Below are 17,662 nucleotides of genomic sequence, written 5' to 3' on the forward strand. Positions count from 1 at the left end.
CGACATGCCGATCGCTGTTTCGGGCAGCTCGCTGTTTCGATCGACGTGCCGGCCAGCGGCCGGGACGGCGGATTTGCCGCCCAGAACGCGGACCCGGCAGGACGCCGGGAACCCGTACGTCCATTCCGACACGCCTAGAACTCCGCCGGAGGTCGGTCATGCCCGCCCCAGCATCCCACGATCAGTCGACCGCGGTGCCAGCACCATCGGCCACCGCATTCCTGACCGTCGTCAGCAGGACCGTCGAGGCGGACGACGTCGTTTCCCTCGTCCTCGCCGATCCCGGCGGGCGGCCGCTCGCCCCGTGGGCTCCCGGCGCGCACGTCGACGTCGTCGCCGGGCCCGGGCGCGTCCGGCAGTACTCGCTGTGCGGCGATCCGGCCGACCGCGCGACCTGGCGTATCGCGGTCCTGCGCGAGGCGGCCGGCCGGGGCGGCTCGGTGTACCTGCACGACGAGGCCCGCGCCGGGTCGACGCTGGAGGTGGGGGCGCCGCGCAACAACTTCCCCCTGGTCGACGCCGGGCGTTACGTCCTGATCGCGGGCGGGATAGGGATCACACCGCTCCTCCCGATGATCGCCGAGCTGGCCGGACGCGGCGCCGACTGGACGCTGCTCTACGGCGGGCGGCAACGAACGAGCATGGCGTTCCTCGCCGCGCTGTCCGCCCACGGCGACCGGGTCGTCGTCCACCCCGAGCGGGAGCACGGGCTGCTGCCGCTCGACACCGTCCTCGCCCGGCCCGAGGAGGGCACGGCCGTCTACTGCTGCGGCCCGGAGGGCCTGCTCAGCGCGGTCGAGGCCGCCTGCGGCAGCTGGCCGTCCGGCGCCCTGCACGTCGAACGCTTCCGGCCCCGGGAGCCGGCCGGCGACGCCGCCGCGGACACCGCCTTCGACGTCTTGATCGCCAGCACCGGGCAGCGGGTACGGGTGGCCGCGGGCCGCAGCATCCTCGAGGCGCTCGAACGCGCCGGCCTGGACATGCCCTCCTCGTGCCGTGAGGGGACCTGCGGCAACTGCGAGACCCGGTTCGTCGAGGGCGATGTCGACCACCGCGACTCCGTGCTGAGCCCGCAGGAGCAGCGCGACGGGGACGCCATGATGATCTGCGTCTCCCGGGCCCACGGCGACCAACTGGTCCTCGACCTCTGACCCGGAACATCCAGCCCGGGTCAGAGGTCCCGGGCATCCGGCCCGGTCTGCGGCGGTGCGGGCAGCGTGGATGGTACAGGCGGTATGTGCGGTATGGCAACAGCCGCGGGCGGGCGTTGGGCGGCTCCGTCGACGCGGGACGAATTCCGCTGCCGGCCCGCCCGCGCACCGCGGCAGCGGCCGCGGCGGCCATCGATAAATTCTATCGAATAATCAACAACGTCAATCGATGCTGGCCAACCGGCCTGATCACGACGTTTCACAGCACTTGACGCACCGCAAATTTTCAGCATGTTTCCTTCCCGTACACGGACCCGACGTTGAATTCAGCGGTCCACGGACGATAAGAAGCACTGGCAAAAATTTTCGGGCGGCCACCGACACCGGGCACGGCCCGAACCGGGGATCCGCCTTCCGACTTCCAGACCCACCAGCCCACCCACGGCCGGCAGGGAATACCAGGCCGGTCCGGCACGCCGCCGGGCCGGTACGAAAGGAGAGCCAGGCTGTGAGCCGGATCCAGGTCGAAGGACTGACCAAGCGTTTCGGCGAGGTCGCCGCCGTCGACCGGGTGAGCCTGGACATCAGCCACGGCGATTTCCTCGTCCTGCTCGGCCCGAGCGGATGCGGAAAGTCGACGCTGCTCCGGATGATCGCCGGTCTGATCGAGCCGAGCGGCGGGCGCGTTCTGCTGGACGGCCGTGACGTCACTTTCGCCCCGCCCCGGGAACGCGACATGGCAATGGTATTCCAGAGCTACGCTCTTTACCCCCACCTGACCGTCGAGCGCAACATCGGATTCCCGTTGCGGTCACGCCGCCGGCCACGGGCGGAGATACGCCAGAAGGTACGCGAGGTGGCCGCGCTGCTCGATCTCGCGGAGCTGCTCGACCGCCGGCCGCGGGAGCTCTCCGGCGGGCAGCGGCAGCGGGTCGCGGTCGGGCGGGCGCTCGTCCGCGACCCCGGTGCCTTCCTGATGGACGAGCCGCTGTCCAACCTCGACGCGAAGTTGCGGACGGCAACCCGCGGCCAGCTGCGGGCCCTGCACCACACGCTCGGCTCAACCATCGTCTACGTCACGCACGACCAGGTCGAGGCCATGACCATGGCCACCCGGGTGGCCCTGCTCAACGCCGGCCGGCTTGAGCAGGTCGGCACCCCCACCGACGTCTACGACGAGCCGGCGTCGGTGTTCGTGGCGGGTTTCCTGGGCTCGCCCGCGATGAACCTGCTCCCCGCGCGGATCGAGAGCCGGGCCGGACGCGTCCAGGTGCTCGCCCCCGGCGTCGAGCTGTCGCTGTGGGCGGCGGACGACCAGCCCGCCCGCGAGGTGACCCTCGGCGTCCGGCCGGAGCACCTGGTCCTGATCCCGCCGGCATCCGTCTCCTCCGCGTCCCCCGCCTCTTCCTCCATCTCCTCCCCGCCTGCTTCCTCGCCCACGTCACTCACGTCGAAGTCCCCCGTGTTCCGGGGAGTGGTGGAGACGGTGGAGAACCTCGGCGGCGAGGAGGTCGCCCAGTGCGCGGTGGGCGACGCCCGGGTGCTGGCCCGAGGGCCGCGGCCGCTCGGCCTGCGTCCCGGCGAACCGGTGGCCTTCGGCGTCCCCGCGGACCGGGTGCACCTGTTCGACCGGGCCAGCGGCCGCCGGCTGGTCTGGCAGCCGGCCAGCGGGGACATCCCCCGCGAGCGCGATCACGCCCATGACTCCGCCGCCGCCGTCGCCGGCTCCTAAGGGCATGTTCCTGAACGCGTCCACCGTCTGATCACCAGCCTTCGACGTCCCCGCCCTTCTCGAACCGTCCCGCCGTCGGGTCTTTCGAACCTGTCGAAACGTCCGACGCCTTTCCCGGCCCCGGTCCTCGCCGGTGCCGTGTTCATCTCGCTCAAGGAGCATCCCGTGAAAAAACTGCGCCAGCTCGGGGGGCTGGCGGCCGCGCTCACCCTGGCACTGACCGCCGCCGCATGCGGAGACAGTGGCACGAGCGCACCCGCCCAGCCGAAGCACCGTGGTTCCCGAACTCCGTCCGGACCAGCAGGTCTCGATCACCTTTGAGAGCTACAACCTGTCGCAGGCCGGGGCCTGGACGGACACCTTCACCGATCTGATCAACAGGTTCCAGGCCGCCCACCCCAACATCAAGGTGACGGCCCAGAAGCCCGCGACCGCGACCGCGAGCGGCTACGGGTCGGCCTCGGCCGCCAGCATCCAGCGTCAGATCGCGGCGGGCAACCCGCCCGACGTCGGCCAGCTGGTCTTCGGCGACATCCGGTACGCCGTCAAGGGCCTGGGCGCCACCCCGCTCGACGACGTCGTCGGACGCGACGCCGTGCAGGCGAACTTCGGCGGCGCCCACCCGTTCGCGCCGGCCGCGCGCACCCTCGGTGACGTCGAGGGCAAGACCTTCGCCGTGCCGTTCGTGTTCTCCACGCCGATCCTGTACTACAACGCCAGCCTGTTCACCCAGGCCGGCCTCGACCCGAACAAGCCGCCGACCACCTGGGCGGAGGTGAAGACGGCCGCGCTGGCCATCAAGAGCAAGACCGGCAAGGACGGCGCCTACATCGACTGCCTGACCAAGAAGACCAATGACTGGTGCTACCAGTCCCTGGTCGCCTCCAACGGCGGAACCGTGATCTCCGACGACCAGACCCGGCTCACCTTCGCCGACGCCCCCGCGGTCGAGGCCGTCAGGGTGGCCCAGGACCTGGTCAACTCCGGCGCCAGCCCCAAGCTCTCCCAGGAGCAGGCCTACCCCGCGTTCGCCCGCGGTGAGGTAGGCATGATCCTGGAGAGCAGCGCCGCCGAGGCGGTCTTCCGCAAGGGCGCCACCAGCGCGAACCCGCCGTGGGAGCTGCGGGCCGGCTACGAGCCGAGCTTCGACGGCAAGAAGGTGCAGCCGACCAACTCCGGGGCGGCCCTGCTGATGTTCGCCAAGGACCCGGCCCGGCAGCGGGCGGCCTGGGAGCTCATCAAGTTCCTGACCAGCGACGAGGCGTACACCCAGATCACCAGCAAGATCGGCTACCTGCCGCTGCGCACGAGCCTGCTCGACGACCCGGGCGCGCTGAAGGACTGGGCGGCCAAGAACACGCTGATCAAGCCGAACATCGACCAGCTCGCCCGGCTGTACCCGACAGCGTCGTTCCCCGGTGACAACTACGTCCAGATCAGGGACGGCATGCTCGAGGCCGTCGAGAAGGTGGTCTACAGCGGGGCCGACCCGCAGTCGACGCTGACCGCGGCGCAGGAGCAGGCGACCAAGCTCCTCCCGAAGGGCTGACACCGTGCCGTCGGTGCCGACCGGGCCATCGGTGACATCGGTGACGTCCACGCCGCCGGTGCCATCGGTGCCGGCGGCACCGCCGGCCCGGGTGCCACGCCACACCCTGATCCAGTTCAGCGACGTCCACCTCGTCGACGGCGGGGAACTGCCGCACGGCGGGGTGGACACACACGCGAACCTGGAGTCCGCGGCCCGCGCGGTCGTGGACTCCGGGACCGCGGTGGCGGGCCTGCTGCTGACCGGTGATCTCACCGACAGCGGCTCCCCCGTCGCCTACCGGCGGCTGCGGGCGGTGGTCGAACCGCTCGCGCGCCACCTGGGCGCCCCGGTCATCTACGCGATGGGCAACCACGACGAGCGGACGGCGTTCCGCCGCGAGCTGCTGGGCGCCGCGCCGGCGACCGACGGCCTCTCGACGATCCCGTGCGACAGCGTCCACTGGATCGCGGGCCTGCGGATCGTGGTGCTCGACAGCACCACACCGGGTTACGACAGCGGCCATCTCACCGACGACCAGCTCGTGTGGCTGCGCGACGAGCTCGCCCGCCCGGCACCGGACGGGACGGTGCTCGTCCTGCACCACCCGCCGGTGCCGTCGCCGATGCTCGTCGTCGAACTGATGACGCTGCGTGAGCCCGACCGGCTCGCGCGAGTCGTGGCGGGCAGCGACGTGCGGATCATCCTGTCCGGTCACGCCCACCACGCCAGCTGCGGCCTGCTCGCCGGCATCCCGGTCTGGGTGTCGCCGGCCACCGCGTTCGGCGCGGACCTGCTCTCGCCCGCGGGCCGGGCCCGCGCGCTGCGCACGGCGGCCTGCAGCCGCATCGACATCTACCCCGACACCGTGGTGGCCAGCGTCGTGACGCTCGCCCCCGCGGAAACCCTCTTCGACAACGACGAGAGCGACATGGCACGACACATCGACCAGGCCGCCACCCAGGCAGCCAACCGGAACCCAGCCACCGGCCGGACGCCGGCAGGACAGGGGCGAGCAGCATGTTCGTAGAGCTCGCTCCCCTCGCGGCGCCCGCCGAGCACGTGGCGGTCGAGGCGGCCCGGCCACCGGTGGCGCGCCGGGTACTGCGGGCGCTGCCGCCCTTCCTCTACCTCGCCCCGGGGTTGGGCTGCCTGATCGTGTGGACCTACCGTCCCCTGGTCGAGGCCGTCCAGCTCTCCTTCTACCAGTGGAACCTGCTGCCGACCCGGCCGAAGGTGCCGGTCGGACTGGACAACTACCAGCAGGTCGTCCAACTCCCCGAGCTCAGGCACTCGCTGTGGCTGACGGTGGCAACGATCGTGTTCCTGCTGCCGTTCTCGGTCCTGCTGCCCACGATCATCTCCCTGCTCACCCGCCGGATCCGCGGCCGGGCCGGCGGCGCCTACCGCGCGCTGGTGTTCGCGCCGGTGCTGGTCCCGCCGGTGGCCAGCGCGGCGATGTGGATGTGGCTGCTGGACCCGCGGCACGGGCTGGTGGACCGTATGATCGGCCATCCGGTCAACTGGCTGCACGAACGAGGCCCGGCCCAGCTCGCCATCATCGGCATCACCGGTTGGCACCTGCTCGGGTTCGCCGTCCTCGTCGTCACCGCCGGCCTGGCCAACATCAACGACGAGTACTCGGCCGCGGCCCAGCTCGACGGAGCGACCAGGCGGCAGATCACCCGGTGGATCATCCTGCCGCTGCTGTCACCGACCCTGGTCCTGCTGACCCTCATGACCGTGCTGCTGTCCGGCCAGCTGACCTTCCCGCTGATCGACGCGCTCACCCAGGGCGGCCCCGACGACGCGACGACCAACGCCTACTACCTGCTCTGGGAGTACTGCTTCAAGAGCTTCAACGCGGGTCTGGCCTCCGCCGCCGGCCTGGCCTTCTTCCTGGTCTTCGGCCTGGTCGCCCTCTTCCTGGTCTGGCTGTTCGAAAAACTCAGCTTCCACGACAACTGACCACCCGGCAACCGCCCACCCGGCAACCGCCCACCCGACGGCTCACCGCTCAACACCCCACCGCAAACACCCCGGCAACCACGTCCCCCGAACCGCGAAACAACCTCCCGAGAAATGAGTACGAAAGTGGCTGCTACAGCGACCACTTGTTGGAGTGATCCCGCTTCCGTGGACAGCGAACCTGAGGTTCGCTGTCCATAGGGAAGGAGCGTCATGGGGTCAGCTCGCCGGAAGTTCACCCAGGAGTATAAATCCGAGGCAGTAAGGTTGGTGCTCGACTCGGGCCGGTCGGTGACCGAGGTCGCGAAGAGTCTGGGTATCCACGAGACCACGTTGGGAAACTGGGTGAAGAAGGCGAAGGAGAACGGCGAGACCGAGGAGCGGCCGCTGTCGGTGTCGGAGCGCGCGGAACTTGAGGAGCTCCGGAAGAAGTACGCGCAGGCGCAGATGGACATCGCCTTACCTAAAAAGCGGCGAGCTTCTTCGCGAGCGAGCAGAAGTAAAGTTCGAGTTCATCTCGATACACGCTCCGAAGAAGCCTGTGTCCGCCGACGGCGCGAACACCTTTCCCGTCGACTACATGTGCAAGAAACTCGACCTGTCCCGACAGGGCTACTATGCGTGGAAGAAACGCGGCCCGTCTCGGAGGGAGAAGGACGACGCCACCTTGTCGACCATGATCAGAGCTGTTTTCGACCGTCACGAGGGGCGGTACGGCGTGCGGCGGATCTTCCACGAGATCCGCCGCCAGGGCGTCGCCGTCGCCTACAAGCGGGTCCAGCGGCTGATGGCGACGATGGGCCTGGTCAGCGTGCATCCGCGTCCCCGCCGGCCGGTGACGACGGTGCAGGCCGCGGACTCCTCATCGCTGCCTGATCTTGTCGGCCAAGACTTCGCCGCGTCCGCACCGAACCAGTTGTGGTACGGCGACATAACATATATTCGCACCTGGGATGGCTGGGTGTACATGGCCTCCGTCATCGACGCGTTCTCTCGGAAGATCGTCGGCTGGGCGGTCGCCGATCACATGCGCACCGAACTCGTTCTCGACGCGCTTCGTATGGCCGTCACCCGCCGGCGGCCACCCGGCGGCGTCATATTCCACGCCGACCGAGGCGGTCAGTACACCAGCCGTGAGTTCGTCGCCTTCTGTCGCGACAACAACGTCCGAAACTCCGTCGGCCGTACCGGGATCTGTTTCGACAACGCCGCGGCGGAGTCCTTCTGGGCCACCCTCAAGAAGGAGTTCGTCCACCTCCACCCGTTCGATACCATAGACCGCGTCCGGGCGGGGATCTTCGAATATGTCGAGATCTACTACAACCGGCAGCGGTTGCACTCCTCGATCGGCTATCTCACGCCTGTCGAGTTCGAGGAAGAATTTGACGGACAAACACTTCGTGCTGCATAGTTAGGACTGTCCACGAAAGTTGGAACCCTCCATGTTCCCTCATTTGTATGAGCAACAATATTCGGCCGCGGGGCGGGGGTGGGGTTGTGGGGCGGGGAAGCGATGTCGCGGGAACTACCGCGAGGACTACGAGGAGTGATTCATGGCCGTCTCCACGCCGGACGCACCGGCGGCAGGCGACGCTGGTGTGCCGCCGCCCGGGCAACACAGCGGCGGGCAGCATGACGGCAGGAACCGTGACGACGGCGGGAACCGCGGCGGTGGCCGGCGCGGTGGCGGGGACCATGGTGGCGGACGCCGCTGGCGCCGGCACGGCCACCGCGGCCACGGCGGGGCCGGCGGGCCGGTCGGCGGCCGGTCACCGCTGAGCTCGTTCGTCGGCCATGCCGTCCTGGCCGTCCTCAGCGTTGCCTGCATCTTCCCGATCTGCTGGATGTACGCGACGTCGCTGCGCCGCCCCGGCGACATCTACGACACGTCGCTGCTGCCCTGGCCGCTGTCGATCGGCAACTACCGGCACGCCGCGGACGTGATCCCGATCGGGCAGATGCTGCTCAACACGTTCGTCGTGGCGTCGCTGACCGCCATCGGGCAGCTGCTGACCGGCCTGCTCGCCGCGTACGCCTTCACCGCCTGGCGCTTCCGCGGGCAGCGGCTGCTCTACCTGCTGTTCGTGGGGACGTGGCTGGTGCCGTTCCAGGTGACGATGGTGTCCAACTACACGCTGCTGTTCGAGTTCGGCCTGCTGAACACACTCGCCGAAGTGATCATTCCGACACTGTGCACAGCGCTCGGCGTCCTGCTGCTGCGCCAGCACATGGAAAGCTTCCCCAAGGAGGTGCTGGAGGCGGCCCGCGTCGACGGCCGGTCGTCCTGGTCGACGCTGTGGACCGTCGTCGTGCCCAACCTGCGGCCGGCGCTGGCGGCGCTGGGCATCGTGCTGTTCATCAACGCCTGGAACGAGTACTTCTGGCCGTCCATGGCGCTCCAGCAGGCAAACTCCATGATCCAGCTCGGGCTGCGCGGCTTCCTCGGCGGGACCGAGGGCAACGACTGGGGCGGGATCATGGCCGCCTCCGGGCTCGCCTGCCTACCGATCTTCGGCCTCTACCTGGTGCTCCAGCGACACATCGTCAACGCCTTCGTCCATTCCGGCCTGAAATAGGACGATCCTGAAGCTGAGTACCAGAATTCGAGGAGTACGTCTGTAGAAAAATACCAACTCCCCCACACCTATAAGGGGCGTTTCTCACACATCGTACGCATGGTGCCTGACATAGTCTGCTTCCACCACTGCCGGTAAGGTGCTCCGGACCGGGCCGGGCCGATTCCTCGACCCGGAGCGCCGTCCACACCGATGGATGGAGAGCCGATGGACGGAGAGACGGTCGATCACCTGCCCCTGCGGCCGGCAGCCTCCGGCACTTCCACACCGATCGAGTTCTTCGACGACCTGGCCGTGCTCCAACGGGTCGCCGACAGCCTCCGCGCCCTCGACCGGGACCTGCCCCCGGACGACGAGGCCCAGCCGCAGCCCGCTCGCCGGCAGGCCGGTGCCCCTGACCAGTGAGCGCCGTCCGCCAGAAGATGGCCCTGACAGCGACGCCGACTCCTACCCGATGTCGACCCTCAGAGGAGCGCCACCCTGAGCGCTCAGCCGCGAGCGAATGTGGTGCTACAGGTCGATCCCGTCGGGCCAGCCGGCGTCCTCGACTCGCCGACAAGGTCTGGCTGTTCACCACCAACTTCGCCGTCCCCTGAATCGACAACAACGCCTCGGAGGTGCGACACGAGGCTCGGACTTGTCATTAACGATCATGAACCGGTTCGACAGGGTGCCCGCGCACAGCGCGGAACCGATGCAGGCATCGTGATCTACCGCGATGCGCCGACGATCGGCCGTCACTCAAGCCTCTCACCAGCGGACCGGCAGGGCGCGCACCAGCCGATCCGACCGCCACTGCACCTCATCCGCCGGCACGGCCAGCCGCAGGCCAGGCAAGCGTCGCACCAGGGTGCCGAGCGCCACCTGCAACTCCAGCCGCGCCAACGGAGCGCCGAGACAATGGTGCGCCCCGTGCCCGAACGCGATATGGGGGTTGTCCGCGCGATCAAAGTCGAGCTCGTTCGGGTGGTCGAAAACCGCTTCGTCCCGGTTGGCCGAGTCCAGCTGTACCAGCAGAGCCTCACCGGCACGCACCAATTGTCCACCCAGCTCGATATCCTCGGTGGCAATCCGCGCAAGCTTGGCCGAAGCGTCGAGCGGAATATAACGCGACAGCTCTTCGACGGCCTGCGGTACCAACTCCGGATTGTCGACCAACCGCTGCCAGTACTGCCGTCGTGCCAACAACGTGTAGATGAAATTGGGCTCTCCACACTGAGTTGGAATGTGTAATCGGTTGATTACGCAGCCGCCGCATGGGTGGTGACGGGGTGTAGCCAGGCGGGGCGGGTGGAGCGGGACGCGACGTAGCGGGCGCGGCGTTGCTGGTTGGGGACGTTGGTCAGGCCGAAGGCGGTCCGGTAGACGAGTTTGATCAGCCGGTTGACTCCCTCGGCCGCGGCGTTGGACAGGCCATGCAGGATGGCGCCTGTGATCCCGACGCGCCAGTCCGAGACTGTCTCGGCTAGGGTGACGATCTCGGGGACGGTCGCGCCGGTCGTGGCGCAATACTCGAAAAACCTGGTCAGGGCCCTGTCGACGTCGGTGCGGGTGGTGGCCCGGCCGGTGCGGGTCGGGGAGAGCGCGAGCAGGCCGAGCAGGTGGTTCTTCGCGCGCCAGGCAGCGCCGATCGCGAAGCTCTCCTCGCCGCCGAGGTCGGCCAGGGTCGTCAGGATCTTCGCGCGGCCGTTGTCGGAGAGCGTGCCGGGGCCACGCACCAGCAGGGTGCGGATCGTGTATTCGGGGTCAGTGGCCCGGCCGCGGCGACCGCGCAGCTGGTGGGTGACCCGGCGGCGGACGTCGCCGACGGCCTTGTTCGCCAGCTGCGCGACGTGGAACGGGTCGACCGCGATCATCGCGTGCGGAAGCGCGTCGCGGGCGGCCGACTTGTAGACGCCTGACATGTCGATCGTCACCGCCTGGATGCCGGCGCGCCAGGCCGCGGGCTGGGCGCCGATCCAGCCGGCCGTGGCCGCCGCTGTCCTGCCCTCGACGGCCCCGAGCAGGCCGTGGCCGCCGCGGGAGTCGAACAGCCCGGTCTGCCAGCGGTCGGCGTCGGCGACCCAGCCACCGGAGATCGGGTCCCGGTGGTAGCGGGGACGGCCCCGGCGGTGGTCGTCGATCCCGAGCACCTCGACGGCGGGCAGCGGCCCGGACACCGACCGCGCCGGCCGGCCTCCGCCGGGCCCGCGGCCCGCCTCACCGTCGACGCCCGCCTCCCCACCGACGGCGTTCTCCTCGTCTCCGACCGGCTCGTCGGCCCCGGTCCGCCCAGCCGGGGCGGTGACCACGATCCCCGCCTCCTCGGCCACCGCGACGAAGCCACGGTGCGCGATGTGCCAGCTGACCCCGGCCGTCCGCGCGACCAGGTCCACCGCCACGACCCAGTCCCCGACCAGGTGGCCCATCGTCTCCTTCGCCGCGGCCGACACCGTCCCACCGCGGGCGGCCAGCGGTCCGCCCTCGGTGAAAACAGCCTGGTCACAGCCGCCGTTGTCGCACCAGAACCGGTGCTTGTGCCAGGTCACCGCCATCGGGACCACCGCCAGATGCGCCACCGTCTGCCCGGCTGCCTCCCTGACCCGGCCCGCCGGCACCCCGCAGCCCGGGCAGCACGCCTCGACCCCCGCCGCCGTGCGCACATGCACCGTGAACGACCCGTCCGCCTCCCGCTCGACCAGTTCGACCTCGACACTGGCGGGCAGCCCCAGCAGCCCGCCCAGCGCACAGCCCCTACCCTTGAACACACGCACCCGTCCGCCTGACGATCTCTTCTCTGGTAAGAGCGATCATTTCAGCGGGCGGGTGCCCCGCTTCCCCGAACCAAAGCGTGACTACGTTCCGTCACCCCAGGTTGTCACGCACAGTTGGTGGCCGGACACGCCCTCCAGTCGACTACGAAGAGCCCCATATACCGTGGCGGTCTCTTCGACGCTCTGGTCCTCGCCGAACGCATACCCGAAGTGAGTGATACCGAACTCCACGGCGGGGGCGACTACTGGCAGCGTCATGGGTTACCCCTCGGTGATGGTGCTGGGGAGCCGGGAGCCTAGTCCAGGAGTGATTCCGGCCGGGGTGTCGGTCAGCCGACCGTCATAGCGGACGGCCTTGAGCGAGGCGATGCGGTCGCCGGTGAAGCCGTACAGGAAGAAGTAGTCGACCCACAGTGTGGTGCCGGCGTTCAATGCCTGGACCGGGAACGTCGGGTGGTCGCGCACGCACCGATATTCCAGCACGGCCTCCACGAACAGCCAGGGCTCGTCCAGCACGAGAGTTTTGGGGTGGAAGTATTCCTCGACACCGTTGTGCATGGGGATGAAGAACAGGTCCAGGAAGTTCCGCCGGCCGACCAGCTTGCCATCGCCCGGGGTATGCACGAGCAGTTCCTCAGCCATGAACTGCGCGGCGAGTTCTTCCCAATCCTGACTGTTCAGCGTCTTCACGAACTCCAGAAATCGCTGTTTCGTCCACATGGCCACGCTCTCCTGCCATCGAGGGCCAGCGGCAGCGCCGACACGCCGCGGTGTGCCAGGCTGGTCAGGCAGCTGAGATTGTCATTGGCTAGCCGTAGTTCGGGCGTGCGCCGCAGCAGTTCGGTGATCTCGGCCTCGGCCTCCATTCTGGCCAGCGGGGCGCCGAGGCAGTAGTGCGGGCCCAGGCCGAAGCCGAGGTGTCGGCGGGCGGGCGTGGCGCCGGCGTATCGGGTGATGTCGAAGGTGTCCGCGTCGGGGAACACCGACTCGTCCCGGCCGGCGGACGCCATCAGCACGACGACGCCGTCGCCTCGGCGGAACCGGTGGCCGGATACCGTGATGTCGGCGAGCGCGACCCGGATGGTGAAATGCACCGGTGGGTCGTAGCGCAACATCTCGTCCACCGCGGACGCCGCGAGTTCCGGCCGGTCGCGTAGCAGCCGTTGCTGCTCGGGATGACGCAGCAGGGCCAGAACGCCGTTGCCGATCAGGTTGACCGTGGTCTCCACTCCCGCCACCCAGAGCAGGGACAGCACGCCCAGCAGTTCCCGTTCGGTGAGCACATCGCCGCGTTCCTCGACGGCGGCCAGCCCACTCACCAGGTCCTCGGCCGGCCTGGCGCGACGGAACGCGATCAGGTCACGGAAGTAGGCGGCGAACGCCTCCGACGCGGCGTGGCGGTTCTCGATGTCCTCGGCGGTGAGCGTGAAATCGGGATCGGTGCCGCGCGCGATGGCGCGGCCCCAGTCGCCGAAGGTGGCCGAGTCTTGTTGCGGGATGCCGATCAGTTCGCACATCACTGCCATGGACACCGGCCGGGCCAGCCCACCCACCACGTCGAGCTCGCCCTGTTCGGCACCCGCGTCGACCAGCTTTCGCACCAGTGCGTCGATGCTCTGCGCAAGCCGGGCGACCATGCGCGGAGTGAACGCCTTGCCGACCAGGGCCCGCAGCCGAGTGTGGTCCGGCGGGTCCATGGCGAGGAACGAGCCGGCCACGTCCTCGGCTTTCACGTTCGGCCGGAACGGGCTGATCCCGTCGCGGTAACCGTGGCCCCAGTCCGGGCTCTGCAAGATCGCGGAAGCGGCCTCGTACCGGGTGGCGATGTGCACCGGCACCGGACCGAGCTGGAACGGGCAGAACGCGCCCGCGGCACGGGCCCGCCGGTAGCTGGGATACGGGTTCTCCCGATACATCGGGTGAAAACCATCGAACTCGACGGGAGCTGGACCGGACACCGTGGTCACGCCGTACTCCTTTTCGTTCCCCGAATGCCGGCTCAGCCGCTGAATCGGACCCGAAGCTCGGACAGGCCGCGAATCAGCACATTCGGTTTGTACGGCGGGTTGTCATCGACCAGTTCCATCTTCTTCACCCTGGCCAGGATGCCTTCCAGCATGGTTGCCATTTCCAGGGCGGCCAGTGGCGCGCCCAGGCAGTAGTGGTGGCCCAGCGAGAACGCCAGGTGCCGGGATACCGGCGCGTGCCCGTCGAACCGGGTCAGGTCCAGCCGCTGGGGATCGTCGAACGCGCGGGGATCACGGTTGGCGCAGGCCAGCAGCGTGACCACGCCGTCACCCTCCTCGAAGACGTGATCGCCGAGTGTGGTGCGTCGTTTCGCGGATCGGGTGTTGAGATGCGCGGGCCCGTCGTAGCGCAACAGCTCGTCCACCGCCGGCCGGACCAGCTCCGGGCGCTTGCGGAGCAGTGCCAGCTGGTCGGGGTGGCGCAGCAGGGCCAGCAGGCCGTTGCCGACCAGGTTCACCGAGGTCTCATGGCCTGCGATGATCAGGAAGATGATCGTGCCCAGCATCTCTTCCTCGCTGAGTCGGTCACCCCGCTCCTCAACCTGTGCCAGCGCGCTGATCAGGTCCGTGCCGGGGCCGGTGCGCCGCTGCTCGATCAGCTCCCGCAGGTAGCCGAGGGACTTCGGCGTCGCCTCGGTGCGCGCGGCCTTCGCTGCCGGTGGCAGCAGGTGGTCCGGGTCCAAGCCCCGGGTCAGGACCTGCGACCACTCCTGGATCTGCTCGTGGTCCGAGCGAGGAATGCCGAGGATTTCACAGATCATGGTCAGCGGCATCGGGTAGGCCAGTCCCGTGATTGCATCGAACTCGCCGGCCGCCAGAGCGGCGTCCAGCAGCTCGTTCACCAGTTCGATCATCCTGGGACGCAGCGCGGCGATCCGGCCGGGCGTGAACGCCTTGCTCACCAGGCCGCGCAGCCGGGTGTGGTCCGGCGGCTCCATCCACATGAACACCGGCGGGAACGCTTCCTGCTCCTCTGGATGCAGCTGTTCGACCTCCTGGTCGTGACCCCAGTCCGAGCTGGTGAGCACCGTGACGCACTCGTCGTAGCGGGTAAGCAGGCTCAGCCCCAGCGGCGACCGATGCACGGGCCCGGCCTCCTGCAGTTCCCGGTAGAAGGGGAACGGGTCATGCCGATTGGCGGGGCTGAAGATCTCTAGTGTCCTGAGTCGTTGATTCGTGTGCAGATAGAATGGGCTGGTGCCTGGCCCGAGCGCGGATCCCATCGAGTTGTCGTCTGCTGAGCGTGCGGTGCTGGAGGGCTGGGCCCGACGGCGGAAGACCGCGCAGGCGCTGGCGTTGCGCTCGCGGATCGTGCTGGCCTGCGCGGACGGTGGGACGAACTCGGGGGTCGCGGCCGAGCTCGGGATCACCCGGGGAACGGTCGCGAAATGGCGGGAGCGGTTCGCGGTCGACCGGCTGGAGGGCCTGTCAGACGAGGCACGTCCGGGAGCGCCTCGGAAGGTCACCGACGCCCAGGTCGAGGCGGTGATCGCGAGGACGTTGGAGGAGAAGCCACCGAACGGCGATACCCATTGGACATCGCGGTCGATGGCGAGGGCCAGTGGGCTGTCGCAGTCGACGGTGTCACGGATGTGGCGGGCGTTCGGGTTGAAGCCGCATCTGGTCGAGACGTGGAAGCTGTCCACCGACCCGCTGTTCGTGGACAAGGTCCGTGACGTGGTCGGGGTCTACCTCGACCCGCCGGAGAAGGCGATCGTGCTCTGCGTCGACGAAAAGTCGCAGGTGCAAGCTTTGGATCGCACGGCACCGGTGCTGCCCCTGATGCCGGGTACCCCGCAGCGGATGACCCACGACTACGTCCGCCATGGCACGACCAGCCTGTTCGCCGCGCTCGACCCGACGTCCGGGTCGGTGATCGCGCAGACCTTCCGGCGGCACCGTCACCAGGAGTTCCTGCGCTTCCTCAAGCTGATCGACTCCTCGGTCCCGAAGGGCTACGACCTGCACCTGGTCCTGGACAACTACGCCACCCACAAGACCCCGGCGGTGAAGAACTGGCTGCTGCGCCACCCCCGCTTCCACCTGCACTTCACCCCGACCTCGGCGTCGTGGATGAACCTGGTCGAGCGCCGGTTCGCGGAGCTGACCACCCGCAAGCTGCGCCGATCGACGCACCGCTCGGTCGTCGAACTCGAAGCCGACATCCGCCGATGGATCAACGCCTGGAACAAGGACCCGAAGCCGTTCGTCTGGGCCAAGACCGCCGACGAGATCCTCGAGACCCTCGCCGCCTACTGCCAGCGAATCAACGACTCAGGACACTAGGATCAGCCGGAGTTCATTCGGAATCAGGTCGGCGGACGATTCTGGCTGTACAGCCCGACTCATGGGAGATTTCCTTCGCATCCGGCGCTCCGCGTGCCGCGTGCTCCGCATTTCGGTCAGTCACAGCATAGGCACCTAATCAGTATTAAACAACGAGTTCTCCGTACCATTGAAAATTCCAATTAAACGATGATTTTCTGAATTCCCGGACACCGCGGCGGCGATTGTTGGCAGGGTGTTACCGGTCGGCAGGCAGCGCGATCGGCGAGTTAACAAAAGTGGACGTGGGCGGGTCAAGCGGGTGGCGCCGGTGCGGCGTAGGAGATTATCGAGGTGTCGCGGCTATGTCGGAGTCCGCGGTTGTCGATCAGATCCCCGGCGAGAACCAGCCCGAGATCCAGGATGTGGACGACGCAGGTGCCATCGCTGTCGGCGTGACCGACCTCGACGATCATCGGGCACACCTTGTCCCAGAGCAGCGGCCGCGTAGCGACGTGGGCGCGCATCCGCGCGATCAGACCCGAGCCGCACCCGATCACTTGTCGCCGGGCGTTCAGGGATGGAGGACGACTTTGATCGCGCCGGCCGATCGGTCCCCAGCCACGCGAAACGCCTCCGCCGCGTCGGCCAACGGGAAGCGGTGCGTGATGACGGTCGAGCTGATGCCCGGGTTTTCCGCCAGCATCGCGGCCGCCCGCTCGAACTCACGGACGCCGTCGCGGCGCCCGCAGGCCACGGCGTTGACGAAGCTTAACTCCTTGACTAGACTGATCATTCCCGGTACCGGAATGGTCGGTTGGTAGACACCCAACAACACGACCCGACCGCCGGGACGCGCGAGTTCGACACATCTCGCGAGGCCCGCCTCGCTGCCGGCGGCGTCGATGACTACGTTGTAGCCGCCGTCCACGGAGCCGGCGCCGAGGCGTTCACCGGCCGCGGCCTGATGGGGATGGCGGGCAGCGAGATCCACCTGGAAGCCCATTCGGCGCGAGGCCGCGACCGTCAGCAGGCCGATCGATCCGCCGCCGACGACAGCCAACCTCTCCCCCGGTGCAAGCGCCGCCCGCTGGACACCGTGCCAGGCGACCGACGCCGGCTCCACCAGGCAGGCGTCGCGCCCGGGCAACCCCGTGGGGAGCGGGGCGAGTGTGTAGTCGGGCACGACGATCGCGTCACACATGCCGCCGTCCTGGTACACGCCAAGAAAGCCGTGCCCGGCATCCGTACAACGCTGCGTCGCCCCGAGCCGACATTGCTCGCACCGCCCGCAGTGGATGTTGGGCTCGACCGCGTACTCGCGCCCGTCCGCGGCGACCCCCGCGAACTCGTGTCCATAGGTGAAGCCCCCGAGACCGGCGGCGAGGTTCACGTCCGACCCGCAGATTCCGACGGAAGTCACCTCGAGGCGAACACCCGCCCCCGTGGGCTCGTCCACGGCGACCACCGAGATACCTTCAGCAGAATTTCGCACCGCGCGCATTGAGCGTTCCTTTCCTTCAGCGGATTCCAGCCGAGAAGCTATCCAGATGTTCCCCAGGCGGGGATCGCCGGTATGCGTAACCATCTTGTACACAGGTACTTCGCGGGTTGACGTTGACCTGCTCTGGATCGCGGTCACCATTGAGATCCCCGGCCTCG

General features: G+C 68.5%; 17 protein-coding genes and 1 pseudogene. 10 read left to right on the forward strand and 8 right to left on the reverse strand.

Going from position 1 to position 17,662, the window contains the following annotated elements; all coding sequences use genetic code 11:
* Window positions 1–158: 158 nt before the first annotated feature.
* The 9 genes and pseudogenes from FSYMDG_RS14125 (at window position 159) to FSYMDG_RS14160 (ending at window position 9,360) form a co-directional block, all read left to right on the forward strand.
* Entirely contained in the window at window positions 159–1,151 is a 993-nt protein-coding gene (locus tag FSYMDG_RS14125) for a PDR/VanB family oxidoreductase (protein WP_013874093.1), read from the forward strand.
* Window positions 1,152–1,659: 508 nt separating this feature from the next.
* Window positions 1,660–2,883, forward strand: a complete 1,224-nt coding sequence (locus FSYMDG_RS14130; protein ID WP_013874094.1) for an ABC transporter ATP-binding protein — start codon at window positions 1,660–1,662, stop codon at window positions 2,881–2,883.
* Window positions 2,884–3,157: 274 nt separating this feature from the next.
* On the forward strand, window positions 3,158–4,432 hold the full coding sequence (locus FSYMDG_RS14135) for an extracellular solute-binding protein (protein WP_165001429.1): 1,275 nt from the start codon (window positions 3,158–3,160) through the stop codon (window positions 4,430–4,432).
* 40 nt (window positions 4,433–4,472) lie between these two features.
* Window positions 4,473–5,441: a metallophosphoesterase gene (locus FSYMDG_RS14140; protein ID WP_237702763.1), complete on the forward strand. Its 969-nt coding sequence runs from the start codon at window positions 4,473–4,475 to the stop codon at window positions 5,439–5,441.
* Window positions 5,432–6,379, forward strand: coding sequence for a carbohydrate ABC transporter permease (locus FSYMDG_RS14145; RefSeq protein ID WP_013874097.1), 948 nt, complete (start codon window positions 5,432–5,434; stop codon window positions 6,377–6,379). Before FSYMDG_RS14140 ends, FSYMDG_RS14145 begins: the two co-directional genes overlap by 10 nt.
* A 213-nt stretch (window positions 6,380–6,592) precedes the next feature.
* A pseudogene (locus FSYMDG_RS28595) lies at window positions 6,593–6,754 on the forward strand (transposase); the annotation flags it as partial.
* 37 nt (window positions 6,755–6,791) lie between these two features.
* A complete protein-coding gene (locus FSYMDG_RS14150; protein ID WP_349304103.1) occupies window positions 6,792–7,790 on the forward strand; it encodes an IS3 family transposase in 999 nt (332 codons plus the stop codon).
* A 142-nt stretch (window positions 7,791–7,932) separates the two neighbouring features.
* Window positions 7,933–8,955 carry a carbohydrate ABC transporter permease gene (locus FSYMDG_RS14155; protein ID WP_013874099.1) on the forward strand — a complete coding sequence of 341 codons (1,023 nt, stop codon included), beginning with the start codon at window positions 7,933–7,935 and terminating at the stop codon, window positions 8,953–8,955.
* 207 nt (window positions 8,956–9,162) lie between these two features.
* Window positions 9,163–9,360 (forward strand): hypothetical protein, encoded by a 198-nt coding sequence (locus FSYMDG_RS14160; RefSeq protein WP_013874100.1) that lies wholly within the window; start codon window positions 9,163–9,165, stop codon window positions 9,358–9,360.
* A 345-nt stretch (window positions 9,361–9,705) separates the two neighbouring features.
* On the opposite strand, the gene FSYMDG_RS14165 is transcribed toward FSYMDG_RS14160, so the two are convergent.
* The 6 genes from FSYMDG_RS14165 to FSYMDG_RS14185 form a co-directional block, all read right to left on the reverse strand.
* Window positions 9,706–10,113, reverse strand: a complete 408-nt coding sequence (locus FSYMDG_RS14165) for a cytochrome P450 (RefSeq protein WP_050803536.1) — start codon at window positions 10,111–10,113, stop codon at window positions 9,706–9,708.
* Window positions 10,114–10,196: 83 nt separating this feature from the next.
* Window positions 10,197–11,702 carry an ISL3 family transposase gene (locus tag FSYMDG_RS23265; RefSeq protein WP_432763258.1) on the reverse strand — a complete coding sequence of 502 codons (1,506 nt, stop codon included), beginning with the start codon at window positions 11,700–11,702 and terminating at the stop codon, window positions 10,197–10,199.
* 87 nt (window positions 11,703–11,789) lie between these two features.
* The gene (locus FSYMDG_RS26850; protein WP_013874101.1) at window positions 11,790–11,966 is read right to left on the reverse strand and encodes a hypothetical protein; all 177 of its coding nucleotides are present in this window, start codon (window positions 11,964–11,966) and stop codon (window positions 11,790–11,792) included.
* 3 nt (window positions 11,967–11,969) lie between these two features.
* A complete protein-coding gene (locus tag FSYMDG_RS14175) occupies window positions 11,970–12,398 on the reverse strand; it encodes a hypothetical protein (protein ID WP_043603670.1) in 429 nt (142 codons plus the stop codon).
* Window positions 12,395–13,675 carry a cytochrome P450 gene (locus tag FSYMDG_RS14180; RefSeq protein WP_013874103.1) on the reverse strand — a complete coding sequence of 427 codons (1,281 nt, stop codon included), beginning with the start codon at window positions 13,673–13,675 and terminating at the stop codon, window positions 12,395–12,397. Before FSYMDG_RS14180 ends, FSYMDG_RS14175 begins: the two co-directional genes overlap by 4 nt.
* Window positions 13,676–13,707: 32 nt before the next feature.
* Window positions 13,708–14,958 (reverse strand): cytochrome P450, encoded by a 1,251-nt coding sequence (locus FSYMDG_RS14185; RefSeq protein ID WP_083828289.1) that lies wholly within the window; start codon window positions 14,956–14,958, stop codon window positions 13,708–13,710.
* On the opposite strand from FSYMDG_RS14185, the gene FSYMDG_RS14190 reads away from it, so the two are divergent.
* On the forward strand, window positions 14,933–16,021 hold the full coding sequence (locus FSYMDG_RS14190; protein WP_013871656.1) for an IS630 family transposase: 1,089 nt from the start codon (window positions 14,933–14,935) through the stop codon (window positions 16,019–16,021). The genes FSYMDG_RS14185 and FSYMDG_RS14190 overlap by 26 nt on opposite strands.
* Window positions 16,022–16,314: 293 nt before the next feature.
* Here the strand turns inward: FSYMDG_RS14190 and FSYMDG_RS14195 are convergent, their stop codons facing one another.
* Both FSYMDG_RS14195 and FSYMDG_RS14200 read right to left on the reverse strand, forming a co-directional pair.
* Window positions 16,315–16,527 (reverse strand): hypothetical protein, encoded by a 213-nt coding sequence (locus tag FSYMDG_RS14195; RefSeq protein ID WP_131772608.1) that lies wholly within the window; start codon window positions 16,525–16,527, stop codon window positions 16,315–16,317.
* A 47-nt stretch (window positions 16,528–16,574) separates the two neighbouring features.
* Entirely contained in the window at window positions 16,575–17,588 is a 1,014-nt protein-coding gene (locus FSYMDG_RS14200) for a zinc-dependent alcohol dehydrogenase (protein ID WP_237703145.1), read from the reverse strand.
* Window positions 17,589–17,662 lie beyond the last annotated feature (74 nt).

This window comes from Candidatus Protofrankia datiscae (assembly GCF_000177615.2).
Classification (GTDB): domain Bacteria; phylum Actinomycetota; class Actinomycetes; order Frankiales; family Frankiaceae; genus Protofrankia; species Protofrankia coriariae.

What these genes read in the sequence shown, in the direction of transcription:
- FSYMDG_RS14145 (WP_013874097.1), top strand. Translation starts at nt 5,432, where the DNA reads ATGTTCGTAGAGCTCGCTCCCCTCGCGGCGCCCGCCGAGCACGTGGCG.
- FSYMDG_RS14200 (WP_237703145.1), bottom strand. Translation starts at nt 17,588, where the DNA reads ATGGTTACGCATACCGGCGATCCCCGCCTGGGGAACATCTGGATAGCT.
- FSYMDG_RS26850 (WP_013874101.1), bottom strand. Translation starts at nt 11,966, where the DNA reads ATGACGCTGCCAGTAGTCGCCCCCGCCGTGGAGTTCGGTATCACTCAC.
- FSYMDG_RS14125 (WP_013874093.1), top strand. Translation starts at nt 159, where the DNA reads ATGCCCGCCCCAGCATCCCACGATCAGTCGACCGCGGTGCCAGCACCA.
- FSYMDG_RS14160 (WP_013874100.1), top strand. Translation starts at nt 9,163, where the DNA reads ATGGACGGAGAGACGGTCGATCACCTGCCCCTGCGGCCGGCAGCCTCC.
- FSYMDG_RS14195 (WP_131772608.1), bottom strand. Translation starts at nt 16,527, where the DNA reads ATGCGCGCCCACGTCGCTACGCGGCCGCTGCTCTGGGACAAGGTGTGC.
- FSYMDG_RS14185 (WP_083828289.1), bottom strand. Translation starts at nt 14,958, where the DNA reads ATGGGATCCGCGCTCGGGCCAGGCACCAGCCCATTCTATCTGCACACG.
- FSYMDG_RS14155 (WP_013874099.1), top strand. Translation starts at nt 7,933, where the DNA reads ATGGCCGTCTCCACGCCGGACGCACCGGCGGCAGGCGACGCTGGTGTG.